Genomic DNA, 25444 nt, shown 5'->3' with positions numbered 1-25444 from the left:
GTGCGCCCTGCCGTACTCCCTCGGGAGTAGTCACGGCTGAGAGCCACCCCCGGTGGTAGGTGCCCACTCCGCCTGCGGTGCGATGAATTCCCCTCCGAGCGGCGGGACTCTGGGATCGACCCGAAGAGGACCGATGGAGGGAGCCCGATGAAGGGCCGTATGCGGACCGTCGGCTGGGGGGTGCTGGCCCTGTGGGTGATCGTGATCGCCCTCGCCGCACCCCTCGCCGGAAAGCTCGGCGACGTGCAGCGCGACCGTGCCGTGGACTATCTGCCCGCGAGCGCCGACTCGACCCAGGTCGCGAAGATCACCGAGCAGATGCCCGGTGGAGACTCCACCGACCTCGTGCTCGTCTATCACCGCGAGAGCGGACTGACCACCGCCGACAAGGCCACCGCCGCAAGGGAGGTGGAGAAGGTCGCGGCCGAGCACCCGCTCACCTTGCCCCCGCGGTCCGTCCCTTCCGAGGACGGCACCACCCTGATGTACGCCGTGTCCAGTACTGAGCCCGGTACGGACGAAGTGGCCAGGGACGTCTTCGTCCACGACGTCCGCGAGACCGTGAGCGGCGAGGTCGGCGGCCCCGGCGCCCTCGCCACGGACGCGAGTGAGGTCTACAACTCGCTGGACGGCCCGCTCCTCTACACGACCGTCGCCGTCGTGGCGATTCTCCTGATCGTCATTTACCGCAGTCCTTTCCTCTGGCTCGTCCCGCTGGTCGTCGCCGGTGTCGCCGACTACCTCTCGATGGCCGTCACCTACGCCCTCCACCAGGGCTTCGACATCAGCGTCTCCGGTCAGAGCACTGGCGTGATGACGATCCTCGTCTTCGGTGCGGGCACCGATTACGCGCTGCTGCTGGTCTCCCGGTACCGCGAGGAACTGCGCCGCGTCCCGCGCCCGTACGACGCCATGGTCGCTGCCCTGCGCGGCTGCGGCCCCGCTGTGCTCGCGTCTTCCGGGACCGTCGCTCTCGGCATGCTCTGCCTGCTCGCCGCCGACATGAACAGCAGCCGGGGCATGGGGCCCACGGCCGCCGTCGGAGTGCTGTGCGCACTGGTCGCGATGCTGACCCTGCTACCCGCTCTGCTCGTAGTCCTCGGCCGGCGGGTGTTCTGGCCCCTGATCCCGGCGTACGGAAGCACGCCCAAGGCCACCCGCCGTTCCCTCTTCGCGGCGATGGGCTCCTCGGCCGGCCGACGACCTCTCGCTGTCCTGATCGCGGGCGCCGCCGCCCTGGCCGCCCTGTCGCTCGGCTCGCTGAACCTGCCCGGAGCTCTGAAGCAGGAGGACTCCTTCAGCTCCGCCCCCGAGGCGGTCGCCGCGATGAAGACGCTGGCCGCCGCGTACCCGGAGATGGGGACCCAGCCCCTCACCGTCGTCGCCCCGGTGGCCGCTGCCTCCCGTGTGCTGGAGGTCGCGCGGGCGACCGAGGGAGTCGCGACGGCCGAGCCCGGCCGCAGCGACGGCGGCTGGACCGAGATCTCCGTGATCGCCGCGCACCCGCCGCAGTCCGCGGCCGAGACCGCGACGATCCGGGAGCTGCGCTCCGCGCTGGGTGACGGTGTGTACGTCGGTGGGCCCAGTGCCGAGCAGTTGGACATGACCGACACCAGCGCAGGTGACCGGAACATCGTCGTCCCGCTCGTCCTCGTCGTGGTGCTGATTGTGCTGGTGGTACTGCTGCGAAGCCTCGTCGCACCGTTGATCCTGGTCGCCGCGGTCGTCGCCGTCTGGTTCGCGGCTCTCGGCATCGGCGGTTTCGTGTTCGAGTCCCTCTTCGGCTTCGAGGGGACCGATCCGGGCCTGTCCCTGCTCTCCTTCGTCTTCCTCGTCGCCCTCGGCGTCGACTACGGCATCTTCCTCATGCATCGGATGCGCGAGGAGTGCCTGAAGGGTGTCGAGCCCGGCGCCGCGGCGCTGACCTCGCTGCGGACGACCGGTGGGGTGATCGCCTCGGCGGGGCTCGTGCTCGCCGCCACGTTCGCGGTGCTGGTCAACCTGCCGATGGTGCAGCTGGCCGAGCTCGGGTTCGTGATCGCTGTCGGCGTGCTGCTCGACACCTTCCTGGTGCGCACGTATCTCGTCACCAGCGCGAGTGTGCTGCTCGGCCGGAAGGTCTGGTGGCCGGGGCCGCTGGCCAGGAAGCCCGCGTCGACGGCCGGTTCAGGGTCCGAGCGGGAGCCCGTACGGGTCTGATCAGGGGCGAGTGGGGGCTCTCTGGGCTGTCAGGAGCCCCCACTCGCGGGGAGGATGAGCACCATGGACTTCGCAGCGGCTTTCACCCGTGACCCACAGGCGGCGCCGTACCCGGTGCGGTGCGATGCGACAGCCGCCGCGGTCTTCGCGGTGCTCTCGGTCGCGCTCGCGCTGACGGTCGATGACGGGCGCCGGCCGGACCTTCTCGGCTGGGCGCTACTGCTCGCCGCGCACATTCCGCTGGCCTGGCGGCGCAAGGCGCCGATGCCGGTGCTGATCGCCGTGGTGGCGTGCGTCGCCCCGTACCACGCACTGGACTTCATGCACCTGGCGCCGATACCGGCCTCGATGACCGCGCTGTACACGGTCGCTTCCACCGGCCGCCCGAAGCGCACGGTGATCGTGGGGTCAGCGGTCACGTCCATCACGCTCACGATGCAGCTCTTCGTCAACCCGCACGAGCTGGTGGAGCTGCTGCGGGTTTCCGGCTGGGTGATCGCAATGCTCGTCTTCGGCGCGAGCATCAGGCTCCATCGGCAGTTGGTGGCGGGGGTCGTGGAGCGGGCGGAGCGCGAAGCGGAGCGGAAGGTCACCGAGGAGCGGCTGCGGATAGCCAGGGACCTGCACGACCTTCTCGCGCATTCGATCACGCTCATCGGCGTGCAGACGTCGGTCGCCGCGCACATACTCGTGGCCGATCCCGACCGGCTGGATCGGGAGACGCTCGCTCGGTCGCTCGACCAGATAGCCGAGACCTGCCGGGAGGCCCGCGGCGAGGTACGCACGACCCTGGACGTGCTGCGGGCCGCTCCGGAGGGCCCGTTGCCGGATCTGGCCTCGCTGCCCGATCTCGTGCGGTCCTCGGGGGCAGACCTGGCGGTGTGGACGGGAGAGGCGAGGGTCCCGGCGGCGGTGGGCGCGGCGGCGTACAGGATCGTGCAGGAGTCTCTGACCAACGCTGTGCGGCATGGGGGGCCGGATGTCGACGTGCGGGTCGATGTCGGGGTGGTGGAAGAGGCGTTGACGGTGCGGGTGACCAACGGCGGTGTCGCTTCCCTCGGCACGAGTGATCGTGGGTACGGGATCCTCGGGATGCGGGAGCGGGCCAGGAGCGTGGGCGGCACGCTGAGCGCGGGTCCGCGAGACGGCGGGGGGTTCGAGGTCACGGCGGTGCTGCCGTTCGCCGCGAAAGAGGTGGCGGCGTGATCCGGGTGCTGCTGGCGGATGACCAGACGCTTGTCAGGGCATCGTTCGCGATGCTCGTCGATTCCGCGCCGGACATGGAGGTCGTGGGCCAGGCGGCGAACGGCAAGGAGGCGGTGGAGCAGGCCCGTTCGGCGCGGGCGGACGTGGTAGTCATGGATGTGCGGATGCCGGAGCTCGACGGGATCGGCGCGACACGGCTCATCGCCGCCGACGAGGATCTGGCGGGGGTGAAGGTGCTGGTCCTGACGACGTACGACACGGACGAGCACGTGGTGGAGGCACTGCGGGCGGGCGCTTCCGGCTTCGTGGTCAAGGACATCCGCCCCGCCGAACTTCTGACCGCGATCCGTACCGTGGCAGCGGGGGAGGCCTTGCTGTCGCCGGGTCCGACGTCCCGGCTGATCGCCCGGGTGCTGACGCTCCCACGGGCCCCGGCGGCGGGCGGCCCGGAAGGGTTGTCCGATCGCGAACGTCAGGTTCTGTCACTGGCGGCCCGGGGCCTGAACAACACGGAGATCGCGGAAGCTCTGCGGCTCTCGCCCCTCACGGCGAAGACCCATGTCAGCCGGATCATGGGGAAGTTGTCAGCACGGGACCGGGCCCAACTGGTCATCATCGCGTACGAGTCGGGCCTGGTGGCCCCGGGCGGATGAGGGTCCGCTGGAGCGGCCCGCCCGGACTGGAACGCACGGCCTCACACCCCGGCCGGCCCGACGGGCGCACGGGGACGGGCCGCTGCGCATGGCCGAGTGGGAACGGCGCCGCCGTTCCCACTCGGCCATCTGCCCCTAGCCCAGCTCGTGCATCCAGCCGTGGACGTCCTCGGCCTTGCCGGTCTGGACGGCGAGCAGCGCCTCGCGCAGCTTCATCGTGACCTCGCCGGGCTCGCCGCCCGACTGCTGCCACTCGCCCCGCTCGGACTTGACCGTGCCGACCGGGGTGATGACGGCGGCGGTGCCGCAGGCGAAGACCTCGGTCAGGGTGCCGTTCTCGGTGTCGGTCTGCCACTGGTCGATGGAGACGCGGCCCTCCACCGGCTCGAGACCGAGGTCCGCCGCCAGCTTGAGCAGCGAGTCACGGGTGATGCCGGCGAGCAGCGAACCGGTGAGCGTCGGGGTGACGAGCTTGGGCTTCTGATTGGACTCGGCACCGTACACGAAGTACAGGTTCATGCCGCCGAGTTCCTCGACCCACTTGTGCTCCACGGCGTCGAGGTAGGCGACCTGGTCGCAGCCCTTCTCGATGGCCTCGGCCTGCGCGAGCAGCGAGGCGGCGTAGTTGCCGCCGGTCTTGGCGTCGCCCATGCCGCCGGGGACCGCGCGGACGCGGTTCTCGGAGAGCCAGATGGAGACGGGCTTCACGCCGCCGGGGAAGTACGGGCCGGCCGGGGAGGCGATGACCACGAAGAGGTACTCGTTGGCCGGGCGGACCCCGAGGCCGACCTCGGTCGCGATCATGAACGGGCGCAGGTAGAGCGAGGCCTCGCCGCCGTGCTCCGGGACCCACGCCTTGTCCTGCTGGACGAGCACGTCACAGGCCTTGACGAAGGTCTCGACGGGCAGTTCCGGCATGGCGAGCCGGCGGGCGGAGGTCTGGAAGCGGCGCGCGTTGGCGTCCGGGCGGAAGCTGGCGACCGAGCCGTCGGGGCGGCGGTAGGCCTTGAGGCCTTCGAAGATCTCCTGCGCGTAGTGCAGGACGTTCGTCGCCGGGTCCAGCTGCAGCGGGCCGTACGGCACGAGCTGGCCGTCGTGCCACCCACGGCCCTCGGTCCACCGGATGGTGACCATGTGGTCGGTGAAGTGGCGGCCGAATCCCGGGTTGGCCAGGATCGCTTCGCGCTCCGCGTCGGACAGCGGGCTGGAGGAGGGCTTGAGCTCGATCGTGGGCGTCGTCATGAGTGCGTGTCCTTCACCGGTTGTGTGGGGAGGACCGCGCTCACGCCCCGGTCATCGACCGAGGTCCATGACGGTGTGGACGTCCGAGCATGCCCGCGCGCCGCGGCCCCACGTCCGATTATCGCTCGCGGGGACCGGTGTACGAAACGGGTGAACGCGGTCCAGGATTCGATGGTGGCACCCGGTGACCGCACAGGTACAGCCGCCGGGTGCAGGTGCGACCCGGCGGCTGCTGTCAGAAGTCAGTCGGCGCGGGTCAGCTCGCTACTCGCGCGGCGAGCGCGTCGCCGATCTCGTCCGTGGTGCGGACGGTGCTGCCACGCTCGGTGAGGTCGGCCGCGACGGCCTTCTCGACCCGGGCGGCCTCGGTCTCGTAGCCGAGGTGGCGCAGCAGGAGGGCGACGGAGAGGACGGTGGCCGTGGGGTCGGCCTTGCCCTGACCCGCGATGTCCGGCGCTGAGCCGTGGACCGGCTCGAACATCGAGGGGAACTCGCCGCTCGGGTTGATGTTGCCGGAGGCGGCGACGCCGATGCCGCCGGAGACGGCCGCGGCGAGGTCGGTGATGATGTCGCCGAAGAGGTTGTCGGTGACGATCACGTCGAAGCGGGCCGGGTCGGTGACGAGGAAGATCGTCGCGGCGTCGACGTGCAGGTAGTCGGTGGTGACCTCGGGGAACTCCTGGGCGACCTTCTCGAAGATGTTCGTCCAGAGGTGGCCGGCGAAGGTCAGCACGTTGTTCTTGTGGACCAGCGTCAGCTTCTTGCGCGGGCGGGCCTGGGCGCGGGCGAAGGCGTCCCGGACGACTCGCTCCACACCGAAGGCGGTGTTGACCGAGACCTCGGTGGCGACCTCGTGCGGGGTGCCCTTGCGGATGGTGCCGCCGTTGCCGGTGTACGGGCCCTCGGTGCCCTCACGGACCACGACGAAGTCGATCTCGGGCTGCCCGGCGAGCGGGGTCGCGACGCCGGGGAGCAGCTTCGAGGGACGCAGGTTCACGTGGTGGTCGAAGGCGAAGCGGAGCTTCAGCAGGAAGCCGCGCTCCAGGACGCCGGAGGGCACCGACGGGTCGCCGATGGCGCCCAGCAGGATGGCGTCGTGCTTCTTGAGGGAGTCGAGGTCGGCGTCGGTGAGGGTCTCACCGGTGGCGTGGTAGCGCTTGGCGCCGAAGTCGTACTCCTCGGTCTCCAGCTTCACGTCCTGGGGAAGGACGGCCGCGAGGATCTTGAGGCCCTCGGCCACGACCTCCTGGCCGATGCCGTCGCCGGGAATGACTGCGAGATTGATGCTGTGAGACATGTCGGCACCCTACTCTTCGTCCCATCGTCTGACACGCGTCGTCCACCATGTGGACGAACCGCCATGTCGGACGGGAACAGCGCGTGTCAGTGGCGGGGGCGGTGTCAGTGGCCGGTGGAGCCGCCGTTGTCACGGCGGTCGAGGGCGCGCTGGAGGGCGGCGGCGGCGTTCTGGCGGGCCTCGTCGCTGGGACGGTTGGCGGAGTGACGGACGCGGCGGGCGGTCTGAGCGGCCATGAGGGATCGACTCCTTGAGATCAGTGGTGATCGAAGGCGCCGGAAGGGGCGGGGAGCGCCGCCGCAGGGGTTGCCTGCACAGGGCATCGCGCTCTCGGCCGCCATTCGCTGATGGAGCGAGACGTTCGGCTCCTACAAAGCTAGGACAGCCGGCCGCATCTGTCTCCACAGTTACTCGGACTTCCTACTATCTGAGACGGCACCGTCGGCCGGGCGTTCCTATCTAGTTTGCATTCCTACCTAGCTGGTGATCCAATGCACCTATGGCCGCAGACCGCAGATCCAGCTGGCTCAAGGGAGTCCTCGACCTGCTCGTCCTCTCCCGCCTGACCGACGGCGAGAGCTACGGGTACGAGATCGCCAAGGCACTCGCCGAGGCGGGGCTCGGAGAGATCAAGGGCGGGACGCTCTATCCCGTCCTGAACCGCCTGGAGGAGGGCGGCCTGGTGGAGGCCGAGTTCCGCGCCGCCGAGCGCGGCCCGGGGCGCCGCTACTACCGGCTCACCGAGCCCGGCCGCGAGCTGCTCGCCGCCGAGAGCGGCGCCTGGCTGGACTTCCACCACACCGTACGGACGATGCTCAGCCCAGGGGGGACGACACCATGACCGCCGACGCCTACTTCACCGAACTCTCCGGCGCGCTGCGCGCAGCCGGCGTACCGGACGCGCAGATCACCGCCACCGTCGAGGACCTCCGCGCCCACCTCGCGGAGACCGGGACGGACCCGCGGGAGGAGTTCGGACCGGCCGACGAGTTCGCCGCGCGACTCGGCGGGCTCGCTCCGACGCCCGGCGAACCGGACGAGCGGGCGGAGACCTGGACCTGGACCGCCGACCTGTTCAACGACCGCCGGATGCTCACGGTCCACGGCGACCAGGGCTGGGAGGTGGAGTCGCTCGACGCGCTCGGCCGGTTCGTCTGCCGCCGGACGCCGGGGGCCGCACTGCGCTGGGAGTACCGCCGGGAGGTCATCGGCGCCCGGCGCCGCGCGAAGGTCCTGGCCGAGCTGGAGCCCGAGGGCTGGGAGCTGTGCGGCGAGTGGCTGGTGTACGGCTACTTCAAGCGGCCCCTCGCGGCGACGGCGGGGCCCGCGGGCGCCCTGGAGGCTCCGCCGGCCGCCCCGTACCGGTGGCTGTTCCTGAGCCGCCGCGGCAAGGCGGCGCTCGCGGTGTGGCTCGTACTGGTCGGCGGCGCGATGACGGCGTGCTTCACGGGGACGCTCGGCATGGGCGGATTCGCGATCTCCATCGCCCTCGCCTCCACGTTCTCCGCCTTGTACACCGCGCACCTCGACTCGGCCAAGGGGCGCACGACGGAGAACCCGCCCACCCCCTGACGCACCCTCACATCACGTCGCCGTCCCGCCAGTCGAAGACGAGGGCGGCGGCGGGATCGGGCAGCGCCCGGCCGGCCGCCGGGCGCAGATAGACGTACCCCTCCTCCTCCGCGAGCCGGACGACCCCCTCGGGCCCCATGGCCTCGAGGCGCCCCTCCCAGACGCGCCAGCCGCGCGCCCGGTAGAGCGCGGCCCCGTCGTCCGAGGCACCGAGCGCCCCGAAGAGGTACGCCCCGTCGATGACCCGCTCCAGCTCGGCCATCACGGCCCCGCCGAGCCCCTGGCGCCTGCGGTCGGCGCGGACGGCGACCCCTTCGACGTAACCGACGCGGTACGAGCGACCGCGGTGGAGGGCGCGGCGCATCACGACGGCGCCGTGCGCGGTGACGCCCCGCTCGTCCTCGGTCCAGGCGTGGACGCCGCCGAGGGTGTGGTCCCAGTCGTCGTCGGTGAAGTCGCCGTCGAAGGCGGCGTCGAGCAGCTCGCGTACGGAGCGGAGCCGGGCGGCCCCGACGTCATGGGTGGGCGCGGTCCTCACGGTCATGGGCCCAGACTCCCATACTCACCTAACCCTTCATCGGGAGTTGACAGGTTAGAGACAGAGTGCTTGAGTCACCTAACCAGCTACTTCCACATAAGGGGTTAGTGCCATGACCGTGCTGCCGACTCGCCACCGCACCGCCACCGTCCGGGGTCATGAGATCGCGTACCGCGAGGCAGGCCCGGTCCACGCCCCCGTGCTCCTCCTGCTGCACGGGTTCCCCACCAGCTCGCACATGTTCCGCGACCTGATCCCCCTGCTCGCCGACGACTACCGGCTGATCGCCCCCGACCACCTCGGCTTCGGCCGCAGCGCCACTCCCCCGGCCTCCGACTTCGACTACACGTTCGCGGAACTGGCCGCGCTCACCGTCGAGTTCACCGAGGCGCTGGGCCTGGAACGGTTCGCGCTCTACGTCCAGGACTACGGCTCCCCCATCGGCCTGCGCCTCGCCCTCGCCCACCCCGAGCGAGTCACCGCGATCATCAGCCAGAACGGCAACGCGTACGAGGAGGGCCTCGGCGCCGCGGCCTGGGCACCGGTCCTCGCCCTGATCGAGAAGCGCACCCCCGAGACCGAGGCCCCGGTCCGCGCCATCCGCTCGCTCGACGGCATCCGCTGGCAGTACGAGACGGGCGTCCCCGCCGCACACCTCGACCTCCTCAGCCCCGACGCCTGGCACCACGACGCGGCCCTGATGGCCCGCGAGGGCCAGGACGAGATCCAGCTGTCCCTCATCGCCGACTACGGCTCGAACTTCGCCCTGTACCCCGCCTTCCAGGAGTACTTCCGCACGAGCCGGATCCCCCTGCTCGCGGTCTGGGGCGAGGGCGACGAGGTCTTCGTCCCGGCGGGCGCCGAGGCCTTCCGCCGCGACCTCCCCGACGCGGAGATCCACCTCCTGCCGACGGGCCACTTCGCCCTGGAGACCCACGCCCCGCGGATCGCCGAGCTGATCGGTGACTTCCTCGCGCGGCGCGTCCCCCTCAGGCCGTAGCCTTCTCCAGGTCGCGGGCCATGCGCTCCACCCAGTCGGTGAAGGGTTCTCGCTGGGGGCCCTCCCGCCCGCGCAGGGCGGCGATCTGCGCGTCCGTGATCCGGTCGGGTCCCGACCCGGTCAGCAGCCGGTGCAGCTCCTTCATCAGGGTCGTCATCCGCAGCGCGTCGAGGTGCTCGATCCCGTCGACCCCGTGCCCGGGGCCGATGGTCGTCGAACCAGGCATGACGTACCTCCTCACCGAGTCCCCTCCCAGCAGCGTAAGCCCCCCGCATGAGAACCGCCCCCGTCCTCGGTTGGGGGACCGGGGAGGGGGGCGGTGATCAGGGGCCGCTCACGCGGCGGGCGGGTCAGCCCATGTGCGGGTAGCCGTACTCGGTCGGCGGGACCAGCGTCTCCTTGATGGCGCGGGTCAGCGTCCAGCGCATCAGGTTCTGCGGGGCGCCGGCCTTGTCGTTCGTACCCGAGGCGCGGCCGCCGCCGAAGGGCTGCTGGCCGACGACGGCGCCGGTCGACTTGTCGTTGATGTAGAAGTTGCCCGCGGCGAAGCGGAGCTTCTCCATCGTGTACGCGGCGGCCGCGCGGTCGCCGGAGATGACCGCGCCGGTGAGGGCGTAGTCCGAGGCCGACTCCATCTGGGTCAGCATCTCGTCGTAGTTCTCGTCCTCGTAGACGTGGACCGCGAGGATCGGGCCGAAGTACTCGGTCGTGAAGACCTCGTTCTCCGGGTCGGTGCAGGCGATGACGGTCGGGCGCACGAAGTAGCCCACCGAGTCGTCGTACGTGCCGCCGGCGATGATCGTGCAGCTCGGGTCGGCCGCGGCACGGTCGATCGCCGCCTTGTTCTTGGCGAACGACCGCTCGTCGATGACGGCGCCGACGAAGTTCGACAGGTCGGTGACGTCACCCATGGTGATGCCGTCGACCTCGGCCGCGAACTCCTCCTTGAAGCCGTCGTTCCAGATGGACGCCGGGACGTACGCGCGGGAGGACGCGGAGCACTTCTGGCCCTGGTACTCGAAGGAGCCGCGGGTCAGCGCGGTCTTCAGGATGGCCCGGTCGGCGCTCGGGTGGGCGACGACGAAGTCCTTGCCGCCGGTCTCGCCGACGATCCGCGGGTACGAGCGGTAGTTCTCGATGTTGTTGCCGACCGTCTTCCACAGGTGCTGGAAGGTCTTGGTCGAGCCGGTGAAGTGGATGCCGGCCAGGTCGCGGTGGTTCAGGGCGACCTCGGAGACGGCGATGCCGTCGCCGGTCACCAGGTTGATGACGCCCTTCGGCAGGCCGGCCTCCTCCAGGAGCTCCATGAGGAGCACGGCGGAGTGGGTCTGCGTCGGGGACGGCTTCCAGACCACCACGTTGCCCATGAGGGCGGGGGCGGTGGGCAGGTTGCCCGCGATGGCCGTGAAGTTGAACGGCGTGATCGCGTAGACGAAGCCCTCGAGCGGGCGGTGGTCCAGACGGTTCCACACGCCCGGGGAGTTCGCCGGCGGCTGCTCGGCCAGGATCTGGCGGGCGTACGCCACGTTGAAGCGCCAGAAGTCGACGAGCTCGCACGGGGTGTCGATCTCGGCCTGCTGGGCGGTCTTCGACTGGCCGAGCATGGTGGACGCGGCCAGCGTCTCGCGCCACGGGCCGGCGAGCAGCTCGGCGGCGCGCAGGATGATCGCGGCACGGTCGTCGAAGGCCATCGCGCGCCAGGCCGGGGCGGCGGCCAGGGCGGCGTCGATCGCGTCCTGGGCGTCCTGCGTGGTGGCGCCGCGGAAGGTGCCGATGACGGCCTTGTGGTTGTGCGGCTGGACGACCTTGAACTCGTCGCCGCCGCCCATGCGCTTGACGCCACCGATGGTCATCGGCAGCTCGCGCGGGTTCTCGGCCAGCTCCTTGAGCTTGGTCTCCAGACGGAGGCGCTCGGGGGAGCCGGGGGCGTAGCTGTGCACCGGCTCGTTGACCGGAGCGGGGACCTGGGTGACAGCGTCCATGGGTCGCGTTACTCCTTGTGAGAGGTGGTGGGCTCAGCCCTTGGTGAGGATGGAGCGGACGAAGAAGAGGAGGTTGGCCGGCTTCTCCGCGAGGCGCCGCATGAAGTAGCCGTACCAGTCGGTGCCGTACGCGGTGTACACGCGCATGCGGTGTCCCTCGGCGGCGAGGCGGTGCTGCTCCTCGCTCCGGATGCCGTACAGCATCTGGAACTCGTACTCGTCCAGTTTGCGCCCGGCGCGGCGGGCGAGCTCCTGGCCGACGGAGATGAGGCGCGGGTCGTGGGAACCGATCATCGGGTAGCCCTCGCCGTCCATCAGGATCTTCATGATCCGGACGTACGCCTTGTCGATGCCGGGCTTGTCCTGGATGGCGACGGAGGCGGGCTCCTTGTAGGCGCCCTTCACGATCCGGACGCGGGAGCCGTTCTCGGCGAGGCGGCGGGCGTCGTCCTCGGTGCGGAAGAGGTACGCCTGGATGACGCAGCCGGTCTGCGGGAAGTCCTTCCGCAGCTCCTCGTGGATGGCGAACATCGAGTCGAGGGTGGTGTGGTCCTCGGCGTCCAGGGTGACGGTCGTACCGATCTCGGCGGCGGCCGCGACGACCGGGCGGACGTTCGCCAGGGCCAGCTCGTGGCCGCCCTCCAGGGACTGGCCGAACATCGACAGCTTGACGGACATCTCGGCGCGCTCGCCGAGGCCCAGCTCCTTGAGACGGCCGATGAGCTCCAGGTAGGCGTCCCGGGCGGCGTACGACTGCTCGACGCCTGTGATGTCCTCACCGACGACGTCGAGGGTGACCTCAAGGCCGCGGTCGCTCAGCTCCTGGACGATCGGGACGACGTCGTCGACCGTCTCACCGGCGATGAAGCGGGCGACGACCTGCTTGGTCCCGGGGGCGGCCGACACGAAACGGCGCATCTTGTCGCTGCGCGACGCGGCGAGGATCACGGGACCCAGCACGGGGACCTCCAGAAGGACAGGGTGACGAAGGATGCCGTACCCGCTCATTCGTAAGAATGCGGGAACAGCACGAAGAACCACCGTGAAACCTATGGATCGCTCCGATCGTCCGCCATCTACAGCTGTCACGCATCCGTGCACGGCGTCTCATACACATGTCTGAGAGAGTGCGAGAATGGCGCCGTGAAGGGCGATTACCAAGAACTGGTGGACGAGATCTCGGCGCTCCTCGGCGCCCCGGCGACGCTGGAGAACCGCGATTTCGGTCTGATCGCCTTCGGCGCCCACGACAGCGACGACGACACCGCGATGGACCCGGTCCGGACGCGGTCCATCCTGACCCGGAAGTCCACCCCGGCGGTCCGCGCCTGGTTCGAGGGCTTCGGCATCACCCGGGCGACGGGCCCGGTCCGTATCCCGGCCGCCCCGGACGCCGGGGTGTTCCGGGACCGCCTCTGCCTGCCCGTACGCCACCGGGGCGTCGTCCTCGGGTACGTCTGGCTGCTCGACGCCGAGCCCGGCCCCGCGCCCGCCCAGCTCACGGCCGCGATGGAGGTCGCCACCCGGATCGGCGACCTCCTCGCCGACGAGGAGCGCGCGGACACCGACCTCTCGCGCGAGTTCGCCGCGGTCCTGACCAGCGGGCGCGGCTGGCAGAGCGACATGGCCGTCGCGGCGCTCCGGGCGGCCCTCGGCCCCAGCGCGGACGGCCTCCACACCGTCGTCTGCGTGACCCCCTGGCAGGGCGAGGCCCCTTCGATCCGGGCGGTCCCGGGCGCGGCGGCAGTCGCCACGCTCCCGGAGAGCGAGTCCCTCGCCGTCCTCGTACGGCTGCGCACGGCCGAGGACCTCTCCCCCGCCCACACGGCCGCGGACCGGCTGCGCGGCACGACCCCGGCCGGTGTGGCGACCCCCCGCCGGGGCCTCACCGAGCTCGCGGCGGCCTGGCGCGAGGCCAACACGGCGGCCCGTGCCGCCACGGCGCAGCCGACACTCGGACCCGTCGCCGAGTGGGCCGGGATCGGCCCGTACCGCCTGCTCGCGGCGCTCTACCACCCCGAGATCGACCCCGTCGTCGCACCCCTGCTCGCCCCCGGCCACGCCGAACTGGCCCGCACCGCCGAGGTGTTCCTCGACAACGCGGGCCAGGCGGGCCGCACGGCGGCGGCCCTGGGCATCCACCGCCAGACCCTCTACTACCGGCTGTCCCGGGTCGAACAGCTCACGGGCCTCGACCTGGACGACGGCGAGGACCGCCTGCTGCTCCACATGTCCCTGAAGTCGGCGCGACTCTGAGCAGCGACCCCTCCGGGCCGCTTTGTAGGATCACCCTATGATGACGGGGAGTTGGGCGCCGCCTACGTACACCGAGCGGCTGCTGTACGAGGCGGGGGCGCGCGACGACCGGGCGGCCGTCCTGGACGTCCTCGGGCGGACACGGCTCTACGTGCTCCAGGCACGGGTGCACGCGGACGCGCCCGGCTACATCCCGCCCCTCCCCTCCCAGCGCGCCACGACCGCCCGGCGCACCGTCGTACCGGTGCTGACCGAGGGCATGCTGCCGGCGTGGCACCCGGACTGGGTGTTCAAGCAGACCACCCTCGCCCGGCTCGCCGCGGCCTGGCCGAACGACCGGTGGTGGCTCGCGGTCAACCCGGACACCCCGTTCGAGGCCGCGCTCCCCGCCCGGGCCGCCGACCGGCGGGCCTGGGAGGAGGCCGGCACCCGGGGCGGCGGACCGGCGCGGCTCCGCCTGCTCACCCACGCCGGCGGGCCGCTGCACGGTCCTGTCGCGCACGCCCTCGCGCTCGGCGCGCACCTCGCCGTGCTCAACGGTCTCGTATGGAACGGGCTCGGCGCCCAGTACGAGGACTACCCCACCGACGTCTCCCGGCTGCACCGGCCCTGGGCCGTCCACCACCGGGCGGACTTCCGGGACAAGCTGCGGACCCTGATCGCCACCCGGCTGGTCGGCCGGGTCCCCGAGTCCGTCCTGGGGATGCGGCGCCGTCTCGCCGCACGCCTCGGCCACCCGCCGACCGACGAGCAGTGGGCCTCGATGGTCACCGTGAATTTCGAGCGGGACGACCCCTACGGGGACGATGCGGCCGAGGCGGTGGAGTTCCTGCGCCGGATCACCCACTACGAGGAGCGGTTCCGCGCCGACGGGCTGCTCCCGCCGGGCGGCCGGATCGACACCCTCGCCGCCTTCGACCACGGCCGCGCCGTGAACGTCGTACGGCTCGCGCTCGGCGCGCGGTACTGCGATCCGCAGGAGGCCGAGGAGTCCGTCCTGAGGGTCCTCGGACCCGCCCGGCAGGCGTACGACTCCTGGGAGGCGTTCTCACTCGGGTACCTGCTCGCCCGGCTGATCCACTTCGACGAGGGCGACCCCGAGCCGATGTACCAGGAGTCCGTGACCATCCACCGCCTCCTCACCCAGGACCCTTCGAGCCCCTACCGGAACATCCCGTGGTCATGAGCCCCAGCCCCCGCCCCGACTCCCGCGCCGTGCCGTGGGTCCCGCCGTCCGAGACCGAGCAGCTGCTGCAGGAGGCGACGCTCCGCGGCGACGTCGCGGAACAGGTCCGTGTCCTCGCCGGTGCCGAGCTCTTCATCGGCGCCCCCAAGGCCGAGGTGGACGCCGAGCCGGACGACGTCCACTGGCGACCCCAGCAGATCGCGAAGGGGCTCGTCGTCCGGCAGGTCCTCACCCGGGGGATGCTGCCGCCGTGGCATCCGGACTGGGTGTTCCACCAGGTCACCCTCAGGTGGGCCGCCGAGGTCCGGTGGACCGACCCCCGGGTGCTCCTCGCGGTCAACGGCGGCACCCCGGGCCAGGTGCTGCTGCCCGCCACACCCGAGCACCGGGCGGGGTGGCTGCGGGTGTACGCCGAGCACGGCCGGGGTCGTGACGGCCGTTTCACCGCTCTCCGCCACGGGCCGCTGCACGGCCCGCTCGCCTTCGGCCTCGCCTGCGGCGCCCATCTGGCGTTCGGCAACGGCGTCCCGTGGAACGACGTCGGTTCGGCCTACATGGGGTACACCATCATCCTCGACACCCTCAGCGACGGCTGGGGCGTCACGGACCGGGCGGGCTGGCGGAAGCAGCTGGACGCGCTGCTCGACGGGCGGAACAGTCCGCCGGAGCCGGACTTCGCCCTGAAGGTCCGCGAGGAGCTGAGGATCGCCCGAGGCGCGGTGCCTTCGGCCGACGAGTGGCGCGAGACGGCCGCCGGGCACGCCCAGGACCTGGGCGCGAGCCCTTCGTCGGTGCGGCACATCGAGGAGCTGGTGCGCCGCATCCTGCGCTACGAGTCCCGGTTCCGGGCCGAAGGGCTGCTCCCGCCGGAGGGGCGGGTGCGGAAGACCGTCGCGTACGACTACGGCCGTGCGGTGAACATGGCCCGCTGGGGCCTCTCGGCCCGGTTCTGCACGCCCCCCGAGGCAGAACAGGCGATCGTTCACGCGGGGGCGCTGGCCCGCTCGGCCTACGGATCGTGGCAGGACTACTCGACGGGGTACGCACTGGGGCGGGTGCTGCGGTTCGACGGGGAGGAGTACGGCCCGTACCACGAGGAGAACGTGGCCGCGCACCGCGTCCTGACGGAGCACGAGGGCAGCCCCTGGCGGAACATCCCCTGGCGCTGAGCCGGGGCGTGGACCCCGGGAAGGGCCGACGAACCGTCAGGCCCCGTCCCCCATCAGAACCTTGAGCCCCTCCGTGAGGTCGTCGGCGCTCGGTGCCGTGTCCGGGTCGACCATCCACTGGATCATCACGCCGGTCGCCAGGGCCTGGCAGAGCAGTCCGGCCACCCGGGCCTTCTCGGGGTCCGCCTCCGGGTCGATGCCGAGCATGCCCTCGGCGATGCCGAGCCGGCCCTCCCGCCGCGGTTCCTTGATGGCCTCGCGCAGCTTCTCGTCGTCGTCGAGCCGGGTGACGACCTCCGTCTGGAGCTTCCAGAGGGGCCGGCTGGCCTCGGCCGCCGCGATCACCTGCTCCCAGACGGCGTGGAAGCGCGCGTACGGCTCGGCCGGCAGCTCCCGCTTCTCCTCGCCCGTGCCGGTGGGGCCGACCCGCTCGCCCCACTCCTCGGTGAGCGCCAGGAACGCCTGCTGGAGCAGGGCGTCCTTGGAGCCGTAGTGGTAGCCGATGGAGGCGAGGTTGGTGCCGGACGCGGCGACGATGTCGCGGGCGGTGGTGCGCCCGTACCCCTTCTCCAGGAGGCAGCGCTTGGCGCCTTCGAGGAGGTCTTCCTTGTGTCCCATGACAGCACCGTACCCGGCCGCCAGACGCTTGTGTAAGACGAGCGTCTAATGACCGGGTACGGGGCTACGGGCGAGCCCGCGTCAGATCAGGTTGACGGAACGGGCCGACGTGGCGCCGATCTCCTCCGCGATCTCCGCGAGCACGGGCACCGGAAGCGTGTCGTCGACGGTGAGCACGACGAGCGCCTCGCCGCCCTCCTCCGCGCGGGAGACCTGCATCCCGGCGATGTTCAGACCGGCCTCGCCGAGGATCCGGCCGACCGTGCCGACGACACCCGGGCGGTCCTCGTACCGCAGCACGACCATGTGGTCGGCGAGCGCCAGGTCCACGTCGTAGTCACCGACCGCGACGATCTTCTGAAGGTGCTTCGGGCCGGCGAGCGTGCCGGAGACCGCGACCTCCTCGCCGCTCGAAAGGGTGCCGCGCACGGTGACGACGTTGCGGTGGTCGGGCGACTCGGAGCTCGTCGTCAGCCGGACCTCGACGCCGCGCTCCTGCGCGAACAGCGGGGCGTTGACGTACGACACGGTCTCGTCGACCACGTCCTCGAACACGCCCTTGAGCGCGGAGAGTTCGAGCACCTTGACATCGTGCTGGGTGATCTCGCCGTACACCTCGACGTCGAGACGGGCAGCGACCTCGCCCGCGAGCGCGGTGAAGATCCGGCCGAGCTTCTCGGCGAGCGGCAGACCCGGCTTGACGTCCTCCGCGATGACACCGCCCTGGACGTTGACCGCGTCCGGCACGAGCTCACCGGCGAGCGCGAGACGCACCGAGCGGGCGACGGCGATACCGGCCTTCTCCTGGGCCTCGTCCGTGGAGGCGCCGAGGTGCGGGGTGCAGACGACCTGGTCGAGCTCGAACAGCGGGGAGTCCGTGCAGGGCTCCTTCGCGTACACGTCGAGGCCGGCGCCGGCGACCCGGCCCTCCTTGAGGGCGGTGTACAGCGCCGCCTCGTCGACGATCCCGCCGCGCGCGGCGTTCACGATGCGGACGGAGGGCTTGACCTTGTGCAGCGCCTCGTCGCCGATGAGACCGAGGGTCTCCGGGGTCTTCGGCAGGTGGACGGTGATGAAGTCGGCGACCTCGAGGAGCTCGTCCAGGGCCAGCAGCTTCACCCCCATCTGGGCGGCGCGGGCGGGCTGCACGTAGGGGTCGTACGCGACGATCTTCATGCCGAAGGCGGACATGCGCTGCGCGACCAGGACACCGATGCGGCCGAGGCCGACGACACCGAGGGTCTTCTCGCTCAGCTCGACGCCGGTGTACTTGTTCCGCTTCCACTCGCCGTTCTTCAGCGCGGTGTTGGCCTGCGGGATGTTGCGCGCGGTGGCGACGAGCAGGCCGCAGGCGAGCTCGGCGGCGGTGACGATGTTCGACGTCGGAGCGTTGACGACCATCACGCCGGCCTTGGTGGCGGCGGAGACGTCCACGTTGTCCAGACCGACACCGGCACGGGCCACGACCCGCAGCTTCCCGGCGGCGGCGATGGCCTCGGCGTCGACCTTGGTCGCGGAACGGACCAGGATCGCGTCCACATCGGCGATGGCGGGGATCAGCTCGGCGCGGTCGGCGCCGTTGCAGTGCCGGATCTCGAAGTCCGGGCCCAGCGCGTCGACGGTGGCGGGCGACAGCTCTTCAGCGATGAGTACGACAGGTTTCGAGCTCACGTGAGTCCTCACAGATCCAGTGCGGACGGCCGTCCCGACGGCCGCAGGCGGTGGAGGGGGCTTGCCGCGTGAAAGCGCACGACGCTGTGGGCCTGAACGCGAATGTTGTTGAAAGTGTAGTGGTGCTCGGGCGCGGTTCATGCGCCTCGTTGGAAGGATCACCCGTCCGTGGTTGGACGGGGTGTCCAACGATGCGGGAAGGGGCCGGACACAGTGTCCGGCCCCGGCCCTGAAGGCTTACGCCTCCTCGTCGTTCACCCAGCTCATGAGCTTGCGCAGCTCCTTGCCGGTGGTCTCCAGGAGGTGGTTCTCGTCCTGGGTCTTGTACTCGTTGTACTTCTTCAGACCGCCGTGGTACTCGGCCATCCACTCCTTGGCGAAGGTGCCGTCCTGGATCTCCGCGAGGACCTTCTTCATCTCGGCCTTGGTGGCGTCGGTGATGATCCGCGGGCCGGTGACGTAGTCGCCCCACTCGGCGGTCTCGGAGACCGACCAGCGCATCTTCTCCAGGCCGCCCTCGTACATGAGGTCGACGATGAGCTTCAGCTCGTGGAGGCACTCGAAGTACGCGATCTCCGGCTGGTACCCGGCCTCGGTCAGGACCTCGAAGCCCGCCTTGACCAGCGCCGCGGTGCCACCGCAGAGAACGGCCTGCTCGCCGAAGAGGTCGGTCTCGGTCTCCTCGGTGAAGGTCGTCTTGATGACGCCGGCGCGGGTGCCGCCGATGCCCTTGGCGTACGAGAGCGCCAGCGCGAAGGCGTTGCCCGTCGCGTCCTGCTCGACGGCGGCGATGCACGGAACGCCGCGGCCCTCCTCGTACTGACGGCGGACCAGGTGGCCCGGGCCCTTCGGGGCGACCAGGGCGACGTCGATGCCCTCGGGCACCTTGATGAAGCCGTAGCGCACGTTGAGGCCGTGGCCGAAGAAGAGCGCGTCGCCCTCCTTCAGGTTGTCCTTGATGGACTCCTCGTAGACCTGGGCCTGGATCGGGTCCGGCGTGAGGATCATGATGAGGTCGGCCTCGGCCGCCGCCTCGGCCACGGAGACGACGCGCAGACCCTGCTCCTCGGCCTTGGCCTTGGACTTCGAGCCCTCCTGGAGACCGACGCGGACGTCGACACCGGAGTCACGGAGCGACAGCGCGTGGGCGTGGCCCTGGCTGCCGTATCCGATCACCGCGACCTTGCGGCCCTGGATGATGGACAGGTCGGCGTCGTCGTCGTAGAACAGCTCGGCCACTGGGAATCTCCTTGAGGTGCTGGTGGTGCGTCCCACCGTACGGCGGGGAGCGGGAGGAAGGTTTTCGGGTCTCGTCAGTCGGACCGCCGGATGGACCGGCGGTCGACCGTCGACGACTCTCAGGCGCTGCGGTCGAGGGCCCGCAGGGACCGGTCCGTGATGGACCGGGAACCACGCCCTATGGCGATCGTGCCGGATTGCACGAGCTCCTTGACGCCGAACTGCTCCAGCATCTTGAGCATGGCGTCGAGCTTGTCACTCGAACCGGTGGCCTCGATGGTGACCGCCTCGGGCGAGACGTCCACGGTCTTGGCGCGGAACAGCTGCACGATCTCGACGATCTGGGAGCGGGTCTCGTTGTCGGCGCGGACCTTCACCAGGACGAGCTCGCGCTGGATCGCGGCGCTGGGCTCGAGTTCGACGATCTTCAGGACGTTGACCAGCTTGTTGAGCTGCTTGGTCACCTGCTCGAGGGGCAGGTCCTCGACATTGACCACGATGGTGATGCGGGAGATGTCGGGGTGCTCGGTGATGCCGACGGCGAGGGAGTCGATGTTGAAGCCGCGGCGGGAGAACAGGGCGGCGATCCGGGCGAGGATGCCGGGCGTGTTCTCGACGAGAACGGAGAGCGTGTGCTTGGTGGACATGGTCTGGGTCTCTTCCTTTTCGCTCTGCTTCGTTCCGCGCTTCAGTCGTCTTCGCCGTCGCCGAAGTCGGGGCGGACGCCCCGGGCGGCCATGACCTCGTCGTTCGAGGTGCCGGCGGCGACCATCGGCCAGACCTGGGCATCCTCGTGGACGATGAAGTCGACGACGACCGGCCGGTCGTTGATGGCGTTGGCCTCGGCGATGACCTTGTCCAGGTCGGCCGGGTTCTCACAGCGCAGGGCGACACAGCCCATGGCCTCGGACAGCTTGACGAAGTCGGGGACGCGGGTGCCCTTGTTCGCCTGGACGTCGTCCGGTCCGGAGTGCAGGACGGTGTTGGAGTAACGCTGGTTGTAGAAGAGGGTCTGCCACTGGCGGACCATCCCGAGAGCGCCGTTGTTGATGATGGCGACCTTGATCGGGATGTTGTTCAGGGCGCAGGTGGTGAGCTCCTGATTGGTCATCTGGAAGCAGCCGTCGCCGTCGACCGCCCAGACCGTGCGCTCGGGCATGCCGGCCTTGGCGCCCATCGCGGCCGGGACCGCGTAGCCCATCGTGCCGAGGCCGCCGGAGTTCAGCCAGGTGGCCGGCTGCTCGTAGTCGATGAAGTGGGCGGCCCACATCTGGTGCTGGCCGACGCCCGCGGCGAAGATCGTGCCCTCGGGGGCGAGCTGCCCGATGCGCTGGATGACCTGCTGCGGCGAGAGACTGCCGTCCTCCGGCAGGTCGTAGCCGAGCGGGTAGGTCTCGCGCCAGCGGCTCAGGTCGCTCCACCAGGCGGTGTAGTCGCCCTTGTTGCCCTCGCTGTGCTCGGCCTGGACGGCCTGGATCAGGTCGGCGATGACCTCGCGGGCGTCACCGACGATCGGGACGTCGGCGGCGCGGTTCTTGCCGATCTCGGCCGGGTCGATGTCCGCGTGGACGATCTTGGCGTACGGGGCGAAGCTGTCGAGCTTGCCGGTGACGCGGTCGTCGAAGCGGGCGCCGAGGGCGACGATCAGGTCGGCCTTCTGCAGCGCGGTGACGGCGGTGACGGCACCGTGCATACCGGGCATGCCCACATGCAGCGGGTGGCTGTCGGGGAAGGCGCCGAGGGCCATCAGGGTGGTGGTGACCGGGGCACCGGTCAGCTCGGCGAGGATCTTCAGCTCGCCGGTGGCGCCGGCCTTGAGGACACCGCCGCCGACGTACAGGACGGGGCGCTTGGCCGCGCTGATCAGCTTGGCGGCCTCGCGGATCTGCTTGGCGTGCGGCTTGGTCACCGGGCGGTAGCCGGGCAGGTCGGTCTGCGGCGGCCAGCTGAACGTCGTCTTCGCCTGGAGGGCGTCCTTGGCGATGTCGACCAGGACCGGGCCCGGGCGGCCGGTGGAGGCGATGTGGAAGGCCTCGGCGATCGTCCGCGGGATGTCCTCGGCCTTGGTGACGAGGAAGTTGTGCTTGGTGATCGGCATCGTGATGCCGCAGATGTCCGCCTCCTGGAAGGCGTCCGTGCCGATCGCCTTCGAGGCGACCTGGCCGGTGATCGCGACGAGCGGGACGGAGTCCATGTGCGCGTCGGCGATCGGGGTGACGAGGTTGGTCGCACCGGGCCCCGAGGTCGCCATGCAGACGCCGACCTTGCCGGTCGCCTGGGCGTAGCCGGTGGCCGCGTGTCCCGCGCCCTGCTCGTGGCGGACCAGGATGTGGCGCACCCGCTGCGAGTCCATCATCGGGTCGTAGGCCGGGAGGATCGCGCCGCCGGGGATGCCGAAGACGGTGTCGGCGCCCACTTCCTCGAGAGAACGGATGAGGGACTGCGCACCCGTGACGTGCTCGACGGTGGTGGCGGGCTGCGCGCCGCTACGGGGCCGCGGCTGCGGATGGTGCCCGGTGGCCTGGTCGGTCATCAGCATCTCTTCTCGAAGCAGAGGGTTTTTGCGAGGTGTTTTACGAGGGTTTGCGTCGACTTTGAGGGGAGCCGGTGCAACAAAAAACCCCTCGTGCCGTGAGGCAAGCGAGGGGAGCGCGTCGGGTGCTTTTCAGCGGGGTCCGGAGGGGGGCCCTGCTTCAGCCGACGCGCTTTCCAAGTACGAGAATTCGGGTGCGCATGGCACTGACCCTCCCTCTCAGGCCTCATCACTGTCAAGTGGGTGGGACGGGCGTCTCAGTATTTGAGCGAAACGGGGGACGGTTTCCGACCCGTACGGGGACCCCGCCGGGCAGCGGGTACTCGTCCCTGACCAGGGCTCTGCGCAGCCGGTACTCGTCCAGCGGGCCCGAGAAGGCCATGCCCTGGGCGTGGCTGCAGCCCATCGCCCGCAGGGCGATGACCTGCTCCGGTACGTCGACGCCCTCGGCGACGGTCTGCATGCCGAGCTCACCGGCGATACGGAGCACCCCGCGGGTGATCTTGCGGAGCCGCGCCGACTCGACCACGCCCTCGACGAGGGCCCGGTCCAGCTTCAGTATGTCGACGGGAAGCCGTCGCAGCGCGTTGATCGCCACATGTCCGCTGCCGAATCCGTCGAGCGCGATCCGCACCCCGAGCCGTCGCAGGGTGATGAGGCGCTGTTCCAGCTCGTCGAGGGAGATCCGGGGGTCGCTGTCGCCCACCTCGATGATCAGCGAGCCGGACGGCAGGCCGTGCCGGGTCAGCAGGGACTCGATCGAGCCGAGCGGCAGCGAGCGGTCCAGGAGCCTGCTGGCCGAGAGCCGGATGGACACGGGCACGCGGTGGCCGATCCCGGCCCGCTCGGCGGCCTGCTCCACGGCCGCTTCGAGCAGCCATCGGCCGAGCTCGGCGGTGCGGTCGCCGTCGTCGGTGACCCTGAGGTACTCGGCCGGGGTGAAGAGGATGCCTTGGGCGGAGCGCCAGCGCGCCTGGGCGCTGACGGCGGAGATCCGGCCGGTGGAGAGGTCGACGACCGGCTGGTGGAGGAGGGCGAACTCGCCGTCGTGGAGGGCGGTGCGCAGCCGGGCGGCCAGCTCCGTCCTGCGTACCACCTCGGCCTGCATCTGGGGTGCGTAGAGCTCGACGCGGTCCTTGCCGGCCGCCTTGGCCCGGTACATGGCGAGGTCGGCGTTGCGCAGGAGGTCGCCGGCCTCGATGCCGGGCTCGGCGAAGGCGACCCCGATGGAGGCGGCGACCCGCACCTCGTTGCCGCCGTCGAGACGGTATGGCCGGGAGAGGGTGAGCCGGAGCCGGTCGGCGATCTCCTGGACCTGGCTGCGGCGGGCCGCCTGGTCGCGGCCGCCGTCGCCGAGGATGAGGGCGGCGAACTCGTCGCCGCCGAGCCGGGCGGCCGTGTCCCCGGCCCGTACGGAGTCGTGGAGGCGACGGGCGGCCTGGACGAGGAGGTCGTCACCCGCCTGGTGGCCGAGGCGGTCGTTGACCCCCTTGAAGCCGTCGAGGTCGATGAAGAGCACGGCGGTGCCGGGGTCGGAGGCGCGGCGGCCGCCGAGCGCCTGCTGGACGCGCCGGGTGAAGAGCGCCCGGTTGGGCAGGTCTGTGAGCGGGTCGTGCTCGGCGTTGTGCTGCAACTGGGCCTGGAGTCGGACGCGTTCGGTGACGTCCCGGCTGTTGAAGATCAGGCCGCCCTGGTGCCGGTTCACGGTCGACTCGACGTTGAGCCAGTCTCCGCGGCCCGAGCGGAAACGGCACTCGATCCGGGTGGTGGGCTCCTCGGCGGGTGAGGCGGCCAGAAAGCGCCGTACCTCGTGGACGACGGCGCCGAGGTCCTCGGGGTGGATGAGCGAGGAGAGCTCGGAACCGATCAGCTCCTCGGCGTCCCGCCCGTACACGCCGGTGGCCGCCGGACTGACGTACCGGAGGATGCCGGTCGGCGCGGCGATCATGATGACGTCGCTCGACCCCTGCACGAGTGACCTGAAGTGATTCTCCTTCTGGGCCAGTTCATGGGTGAGGGCGATGTTGTCGAGGAGCATGATGCCCTGCCGTACGACCAGGGCGAGGACCACCGTGCAGCCGGTGAGGACGACGACACGGTCGACTCTGCGCCCCTCGACGACGTTGTAGAGGATGCCGAGGGTGCAGACCGCCGCGGCGAGGTACGGGGTGAGGGCGGCGAGCGAGCCGGCGACCGGGCGGCTGTGGAGCCACGGTCCGCGCGCGGGGGCCGCGCTGTCGGGGAGCCTGCGCACCCCCCAGGGGGCGTAGGCGAGCAGCAGGGAGCCGGCGAACCAGCCGGCGTCGAGCAGCTGGCCCGAGGCGTAGTTCTCGCGGAGCAGCGGCGAGGTGAACAGGGCGTCGCACAGGACGGTCAGGGCGAGGGCGGCTATGGCGGTGTTGGTCGCCGAGCGGTTCGCCTGCGAGCGCCGGAAGTGCAGGACCAGGACCATGCTCACGAGGACGATGTCGAGCAGCGGGTACGCCAGTGACAGCGCCGAGTGGGCGACGGACTCGTCCTGGACGTGGGCGGTGCGGGCGAGGGCGAGGCTCCAGGAGAGCGTGAGCAGGGAGCCCCCGATGAGCCAGGCGTCGAGCCCCAGGCAGACCCAGCCGGCCCGGGTGACGGGCTTCTTGGCGAGGACGAGGAGCCCGACGATGGCGGGCGGTGCGAAGAGTAGGAAGAAGAGGTCGGCGACGGAGGAGTCGGGCACCTCCGTGCGGAGCACGACCTCGTACCAGCCCCACACGGCGTTGCCCGCGGCGGCCATGAAGGAGGAGAAGGCGAAGAGCAGCCAGGCGGGGCGGGCGCTGCCGCGGTGGGTGCGACCGTAGAGGAAGCAGGAGACCGCGGCGGCGAGAGCGGCGGCGCTGAGTCCGAAGTCGCCCATGAAGAGCGCGAGTTCCGGAGAGCCCCAGCCGAGCGAGGCGCCGGTCGTGTAGCCCGCGCAGATCAGCCCCAGGGTGATCTGGGCGACGACTCCGCCGGCCCCGGTGCGCTCGGGGGCGGGGCGGCCGGGGTCGCCGCCGTCGTCGCTGACGGGGCGGCGCGCGAGGACCGCCCCGGGGGCGCTCACCGGGCCC

General features: G+C 70.9%; 22 protein-coding genes. 9 read left to right on the top strand and 13 right to left on the bottom strand.

Going from position 1 to position 25444, the window contains the following annotated elements:
* The first annotated feature begins 147 nt into the window (after positions 1 to 147).
* The 3 genes from ACIRB7_RS26165 to ACIRB7_RS26155 all read left to right on the top strand — a co-directional run bounded on the left by ACIRB7_RS26165 (position 148) and on the right by ACIRB7_RS26155 (position 4058).
* Entirely contained in the window at positions 148 to 2199 is a 2052-nt protein-coding gene (locus tag ACIRB7_RS26165) for an MMPL family transporter (RefSeq protein WP_403603111.1), read from the top strand.
* 63 nt (positions 2200 to 2262) lie between these two features.
* The gene (locus ACIRB7_RS26160) at positions 2263 to 3405 is read left to right on the top strand and encodes a sensor histidine kinase (RefSeq protein ID WP_403603109.1); all 1143 of its coding nucleotides are present in this window, start codon (positions 2263 to 2265) and stop codon (positions 3403 to 3405) included.
* A complete protein-coding gene (locus ACIRB7_RS26155; RefSeq protein ID WP_403603107.1) occupies positions 3402 to 4058 on the top strand; it encodes a response regulator in 657 nt (218 codons plus the stop codon). Before ACIRB7_RS26160 ends, ACIRB7_RS26155 begins: the two co-directional genes overlap by 4 nt.
* A gap of 135 nt (positions 4059 to 4193) precedes the next feature.
* On the opposite strand, the gene ACIRB7_RS26150 is transcribed toward ACIRB7_RS26155, so the two are convergent.
* From ACIRB7_RS26150 to ACIRB7_RS26140, 3 genes are all read right to left on the bottom strand, one after another.
* Positions 4194 to 5300, bottom strand: coding sequence for a branched-chain amino acid aminotransferase (locus ACIRB7_RS26150; protein WP_403603105.1), 1107 nt, complete (start codon positions 5298 to 5300; stop codon positions 4194 to 4196).
* A gap of 256 nt (positions 5301 to 5556) precedes the next feature.
* Positions 5557 to 6597, bottom strand: coding sequence for a 3-isopropylmalate dehydrogenase (locus tag ACIRB7_RS26145; RefSeq protein ID WP_403603103.1), 1041 nt, complete (start codon positions 6595 to 6597; stop codon positions 5557 to 5559).
* Between the two features lie 104 nt (positions 6598 to 6701).
* Positions 6702 to 6833, bottom strand: coding sequence for a hypothetical protein (locus tag ACIRB7_RS26140; protein ID WP_256341282.1), 132 nt, complete (start codon positions 6831 to 6833; stop codon positions 6702 to 6704).
* 263 nt (positions 6834 to 7096) lie between these two features.
* On the opposite strand from ACIRB7_RS26140, the gene ACIRB7_RS26135 reads away from it, so the two are divergent.
* Positions 7097 to 7438, top strand: a complete 342-nt coding sequence (locus tag ACIRB7_RS26135; RefSeq protein ID WP_403603101.1) for a PadR family transcriptional regulator — start codon at positions 7097 to 7099, stop codon at positions 7436 to 7438.
* Positions 7435 to 8169, top strand: coding sequence for a hypothetical protein (locus ACIRB7_RS26130; protein WP_403603099.1), 735 nt, complete (start codon positions 7435 to 7437; stop codon positions 8167 to 8169). Before ACIRB7_RS26135 ends, ACIRB7_RS26130 begins: the two co-directional genes overlap by 4 nt.
* Positions 8170 to 8176: 7 nt before the next feature.
* On the opposite strand, the gene ACIRB7_RS26125 is transcribed toward ACIRB7_RS26130, so the two are convergent.
* A complete protein-coding gene (locus ACIRB7_RS26125) occupies positions 8177 to 8713 on the bottom strand; it encodes a GNAT family N-acetyltransferase (protein ID WP_403603097.1) in 537 nt (178 codons plus the stop codon).
* Between the two features lie 106 nt (positions 8714 to 8819).
* Between ACIRB7_RS26125 and ACIRB7_RS26120 the strand changes: the two genes are divergently transcribed.
* Entirely contained in the window at positions 8820 to 9707 is an 888-nt protein-coding gene (locus ACIRB7_RS26120; RefSeq protein ID WP_403603095.1) for an alpha/beta fold hydrolase, read from the top strand.
* Here ACIRB7_RS26120 and ACIRB7_RS26115 read toward each other — a convergent pair.
* The 3 genes from ACIRB7_RS26115 to ACIRB7_RS26105 all read right to left on the bottom strand — a co-directional run bounded on the left by ACIRB7_RS26115 (position 9697) and on the right by ACIRB7_RS26105 (position 12649).
* Positions 9697 to 9933 carry a hypothetical protein gene (locus ACIRB7_RS26115; protein ID WP_403603093.1) on the bottom strand — a complete coding sequence of 79 codons (237 nt, stop codon included), beginning with the start codon at positions 9931 to 9933 and terminating at the stop codon, positions 9697 to 9699. The genes ACIRB7_RS26120 and ACIRB7_RS26115 overlap by 11 nt on opposite strands.
* Before the next feature lie 124 nt (positions 9934 to 10057).
* The gene (gene pruA / locus ACIRB7_RS26110; protein ID WP_351214999.1) at positions 10058 to 11689 is read right to left on the bottom strand and encodes an L-glutamate gamma-semialdehyde dehydrogenase; all 1632 of its coding nucleotides are present in this window, start codon (positions 11687 to 11689) and stop codon (positions 10058 to 10060) included.
* 33 nt (positions 11690 to 11722) lie between these two features.
* Positions 11723 to 12649, bottom strand: coding sequence for a proline dehydrogenase family protein (locus tag ACIRB7_RS26105; protein ID WP_403603090.1), 927 nt, complete (start codon positions 12647 to 12649; stop codon positions 11723 to 11725).
* A gap of 183 nt (positions 12650 to 12832) precedes the next feature.
* Between ACIRB7_RS26105 and ACIRB7_RS26100 the strand changes: the two genes are divergently transcribed.
* The 3 genes from ACIRB7_RS26100 to ACIRB7_RS26090 are packed head-to-tail and all read left to right on the top strand — an operon-like array spanning position 12833 to position 16300.
* The gene (locus ACIRB7_RS26100) at positions 12833 to 13945 is read left to right on the top strand and encodes a PucR family transcriptional regulator (protein ID WP_403603088.1); all 1113 of its coding nucleotides are present in this window, start codon (positions 12833 to 12835) and stop codon (positions 13943 to 13945) included.
* Positions 13946 to 13982: 37 nt separating this feature from the next.
* Positions 13983 to 15131 (top strand): DUF1266 domain-containing protein, encoded by a 1149-nt coding sequence (locus ACIRB7_RS26095; RefSeq protein WP_403603086.1) that lies wholly within the window; start codon positions 13983 to 13985, stop codon positions 15129 to 15131.
* A complete protein-coding gene (locus ACIRB7_RS26090; protein ID WP_403603084.1) occupies positions 15128 to 16300 on the top strand; it encodes a DUF1266 domain-containing protein in 1173 nt (390 codons plus the stop codon). Before ACIRB7_RS26095 ends, ACIRB7_RS26090 begins: the two co-directional genes overlap by 4 nt.
* A gap of 36 nt (positions 16301 to 16336) precedes the next feature.
* Here the strand turns inward: ACIRB7_RS26090 and ACIRB7_RS26085 are convergent, their stop codons facing one another.
* The 6 genes from ACIRB7_RS26085 to ACIRB7_RS26060 all read right to left on the bottom strand — a co-directional run bounded on the left by ACIRB7_RS26085 (position 16337) and on the right by ACIRB7_RS26060 (position 25437).
* Positions 16337 to 16918 (bottom strand): TetR/AcrR family transcriptional regulator, encoded by a 582-nt coding sequence (locus tag ACIRB7_RS26085; protein ID WP_403603083.1) that lies wholly within the window; start codon positions 16916 to 16918, stop codon positions 16337 to 16339.
* 81 nt (positions 16919 to 16999) lie between these two features.
* Positions 17000 to 18589 (bottom strand): phosphoglycerate dehydrogenase, encoded by a 1590-nt coding sequence (gene serA / locus ACIRB7_RS26080; RefSeq protein ID WP_403603081.1) that lies wholly within the window; start codon positions 18587 to 18589, stop codon positions 17000 to 17002.
* A 237-nt stretch (positions 18590 to 18826) separates the two neighbouring features.
* The gene (gene ilvC / locus ACIRB7_RS26075; protein ID WP_403603079.1) at positions 18827 to 19828 is read right to left on the bottom strand and encodes a ketol-acid reductoisomerase; all 1002 of its coding nucleotides are present in this window, start codon (positions 19826 to 19828) and stop codon (positions 18827 to 18829) included.
* Between the two features lie 119 nt (positions 19829 to 19947).
* Positions 19948 to 20475, bottom strand: coding sequence for an acetolactate synthase small subunit (gene ilvN / locus ACIRB7_RS26070; RefSeq protein ID WP_030216183.1), 528 nt, complete (start codon positions 20473 to 20475; stop codon positions 19948 to 19950).
* Positions 20476 to 20516: 41 nt separating this feature from the next.
* On the bottom strand, positions 20517 to 22367 hold the full coding sequence (locus ACIRB7_RS26065; RefSeq protein WP_403603077.1) for an acetolactate synthase large subunit: 1851 nt from the start codon (positions 22365 to 22367) through the stop codon (positions 20517 to 20519).
* Between the two features lie 229 nt (positions 22368 to 22596).
* Positions 22597 to 25437: a putative bifunctional diguanylate cyclase/phosphodiesterase gene (locus tag ACIRB7_RS26060; protein WP_403603271.1), complete on the bottom strand. Its 2841-nt coding sequence runs from the start codon at positions 25435 to 25437 to the stop codon at positions 22597 to 22599.
* Positions 25438 to 25444 lie beyond the last annotated feature (7 nt).

This window comes from Streptomyces sp. NPDC093795 (assembly GCF_044764665.1).
GTDB lineage: Bacteria > Actinomycetota > Actinomycetes > Streptomycetales > Streptomycetaceae > Streptomyces.
Note: the sequence above shows the minus strand (reverse complement) of the source record. Positions and strands in the feature narration are given on the sequence as shown.

Coding starts and splice junctions, on each gene's coding strand:
- ACIRB7_RS26165 (WP_403603111.1), top strand. CDS start 148: ATGAAGGGCCGTATGCGGACCGTCGGCTGGGGGGTGCTGGCCCTGTGG.
- ACIRB7_RS26160 (WP_403603109.1), top strand. CDS start 2,263: ATGGACTTCGCAGCGGCTTTCACCCGTGACCCACAGGCGGCGCCGTAC.
- ACIRB7_RS26150 (WP_403603105.1), bottom strand. CDS start 5,300: ATGACGACGCCCACGATCGAGCTCAAGCCCTCCTCCAGCCCGCTGTCC.
- ACIRB7_RS26145 (WP_403603103.1), bottom strand. CDS start 6,597: ATGTCTCACAGCATCAATCTCGCAGTCATTCCCGGCGACGGCATCGGC.
- ACIRB7_RS26140 (WP_256341282.1), bottom strand. CDS start 6,833: ATGGCCGCTCAGACCGCCCGCCGCGTCCGTCACTCCGCCAACCGTCCC.
- ACIRB7_RS26135 (WP_403603101.1), top strand. CDS start 7,097: ATGGCCGCAGACCGCAGATCCAGCTGGCTCAAGGGAGTCCTCGACCTG.
- ACIRB7_RS26130 (WP_403603099.1), top strand. CDS start 7,435: ATGACCGCCGACGCCTACTTCACCGAACTCTCCGGCGCGCTGCGCGCA.
- ACIRB7_RS26125 (WP_403603097.1), bottom strand. CDS start 8,713: ATGACCGTGAGGACCGCGCCCACCCATGACGTCGGGGCCGCCCGGCTC.
- ACIRB7_RS26120 (WP_403603095.1), top strand. CDS start 8,820: ATGACCGTGCTGCCGACTCGCCACCGCACCGCCACCGTCCGGGGTCAT.
- ACIRB7_RS26115 (WP_403603093.1), bottom strand. CDS start 9,933: ATGCCTGGTTCGACGACCATCGGCCCCGGGCACGGGGTCGACGGGATC.
- pruA (WP_351214999.1), bottom strand. CDS start 11,689: ATGGACGCTGTCACCCAGGTCCCCGCTCCGGTCAACGAGCCGGTGCAC.
- ACIRB7_RS26095 (WP_403603086.1), top strand. CDS start 13,983: ATGATGACGGGGAGTTGGGCGCCGCCTACGTACACCGAGCGGCTGCTG.
- ACIRB7_RS26090 (WP_403603084.1), top strand. CDS start 15,128: ATGAGCCCCAGCCCCCGCCCCGACTCCCGCGCCGTGCCGTGGGTCCCG.
- ACIRB7_RS26085 (WP_403603083.1), bottom strand. CDS start 16,918: ATGGGACACAAGGAAGACCTCCTCGAAGGCGCCAAGCGCTGCCTCCTG.
- ilvN (WP_030216183.1), bottom strand. CDS start 20,475: ATGTCCACCAAGCACACGCTCTCCGTTCTCGTCGAGAACACGCCCGGC.
- ACIRB7_RS26065 (WP_403603077.1), bottom strand. CDS start 22,367: ATGCTGATGACCGACCAGGCCACCGGGCACCATCCGCAGCCGCGGCCC.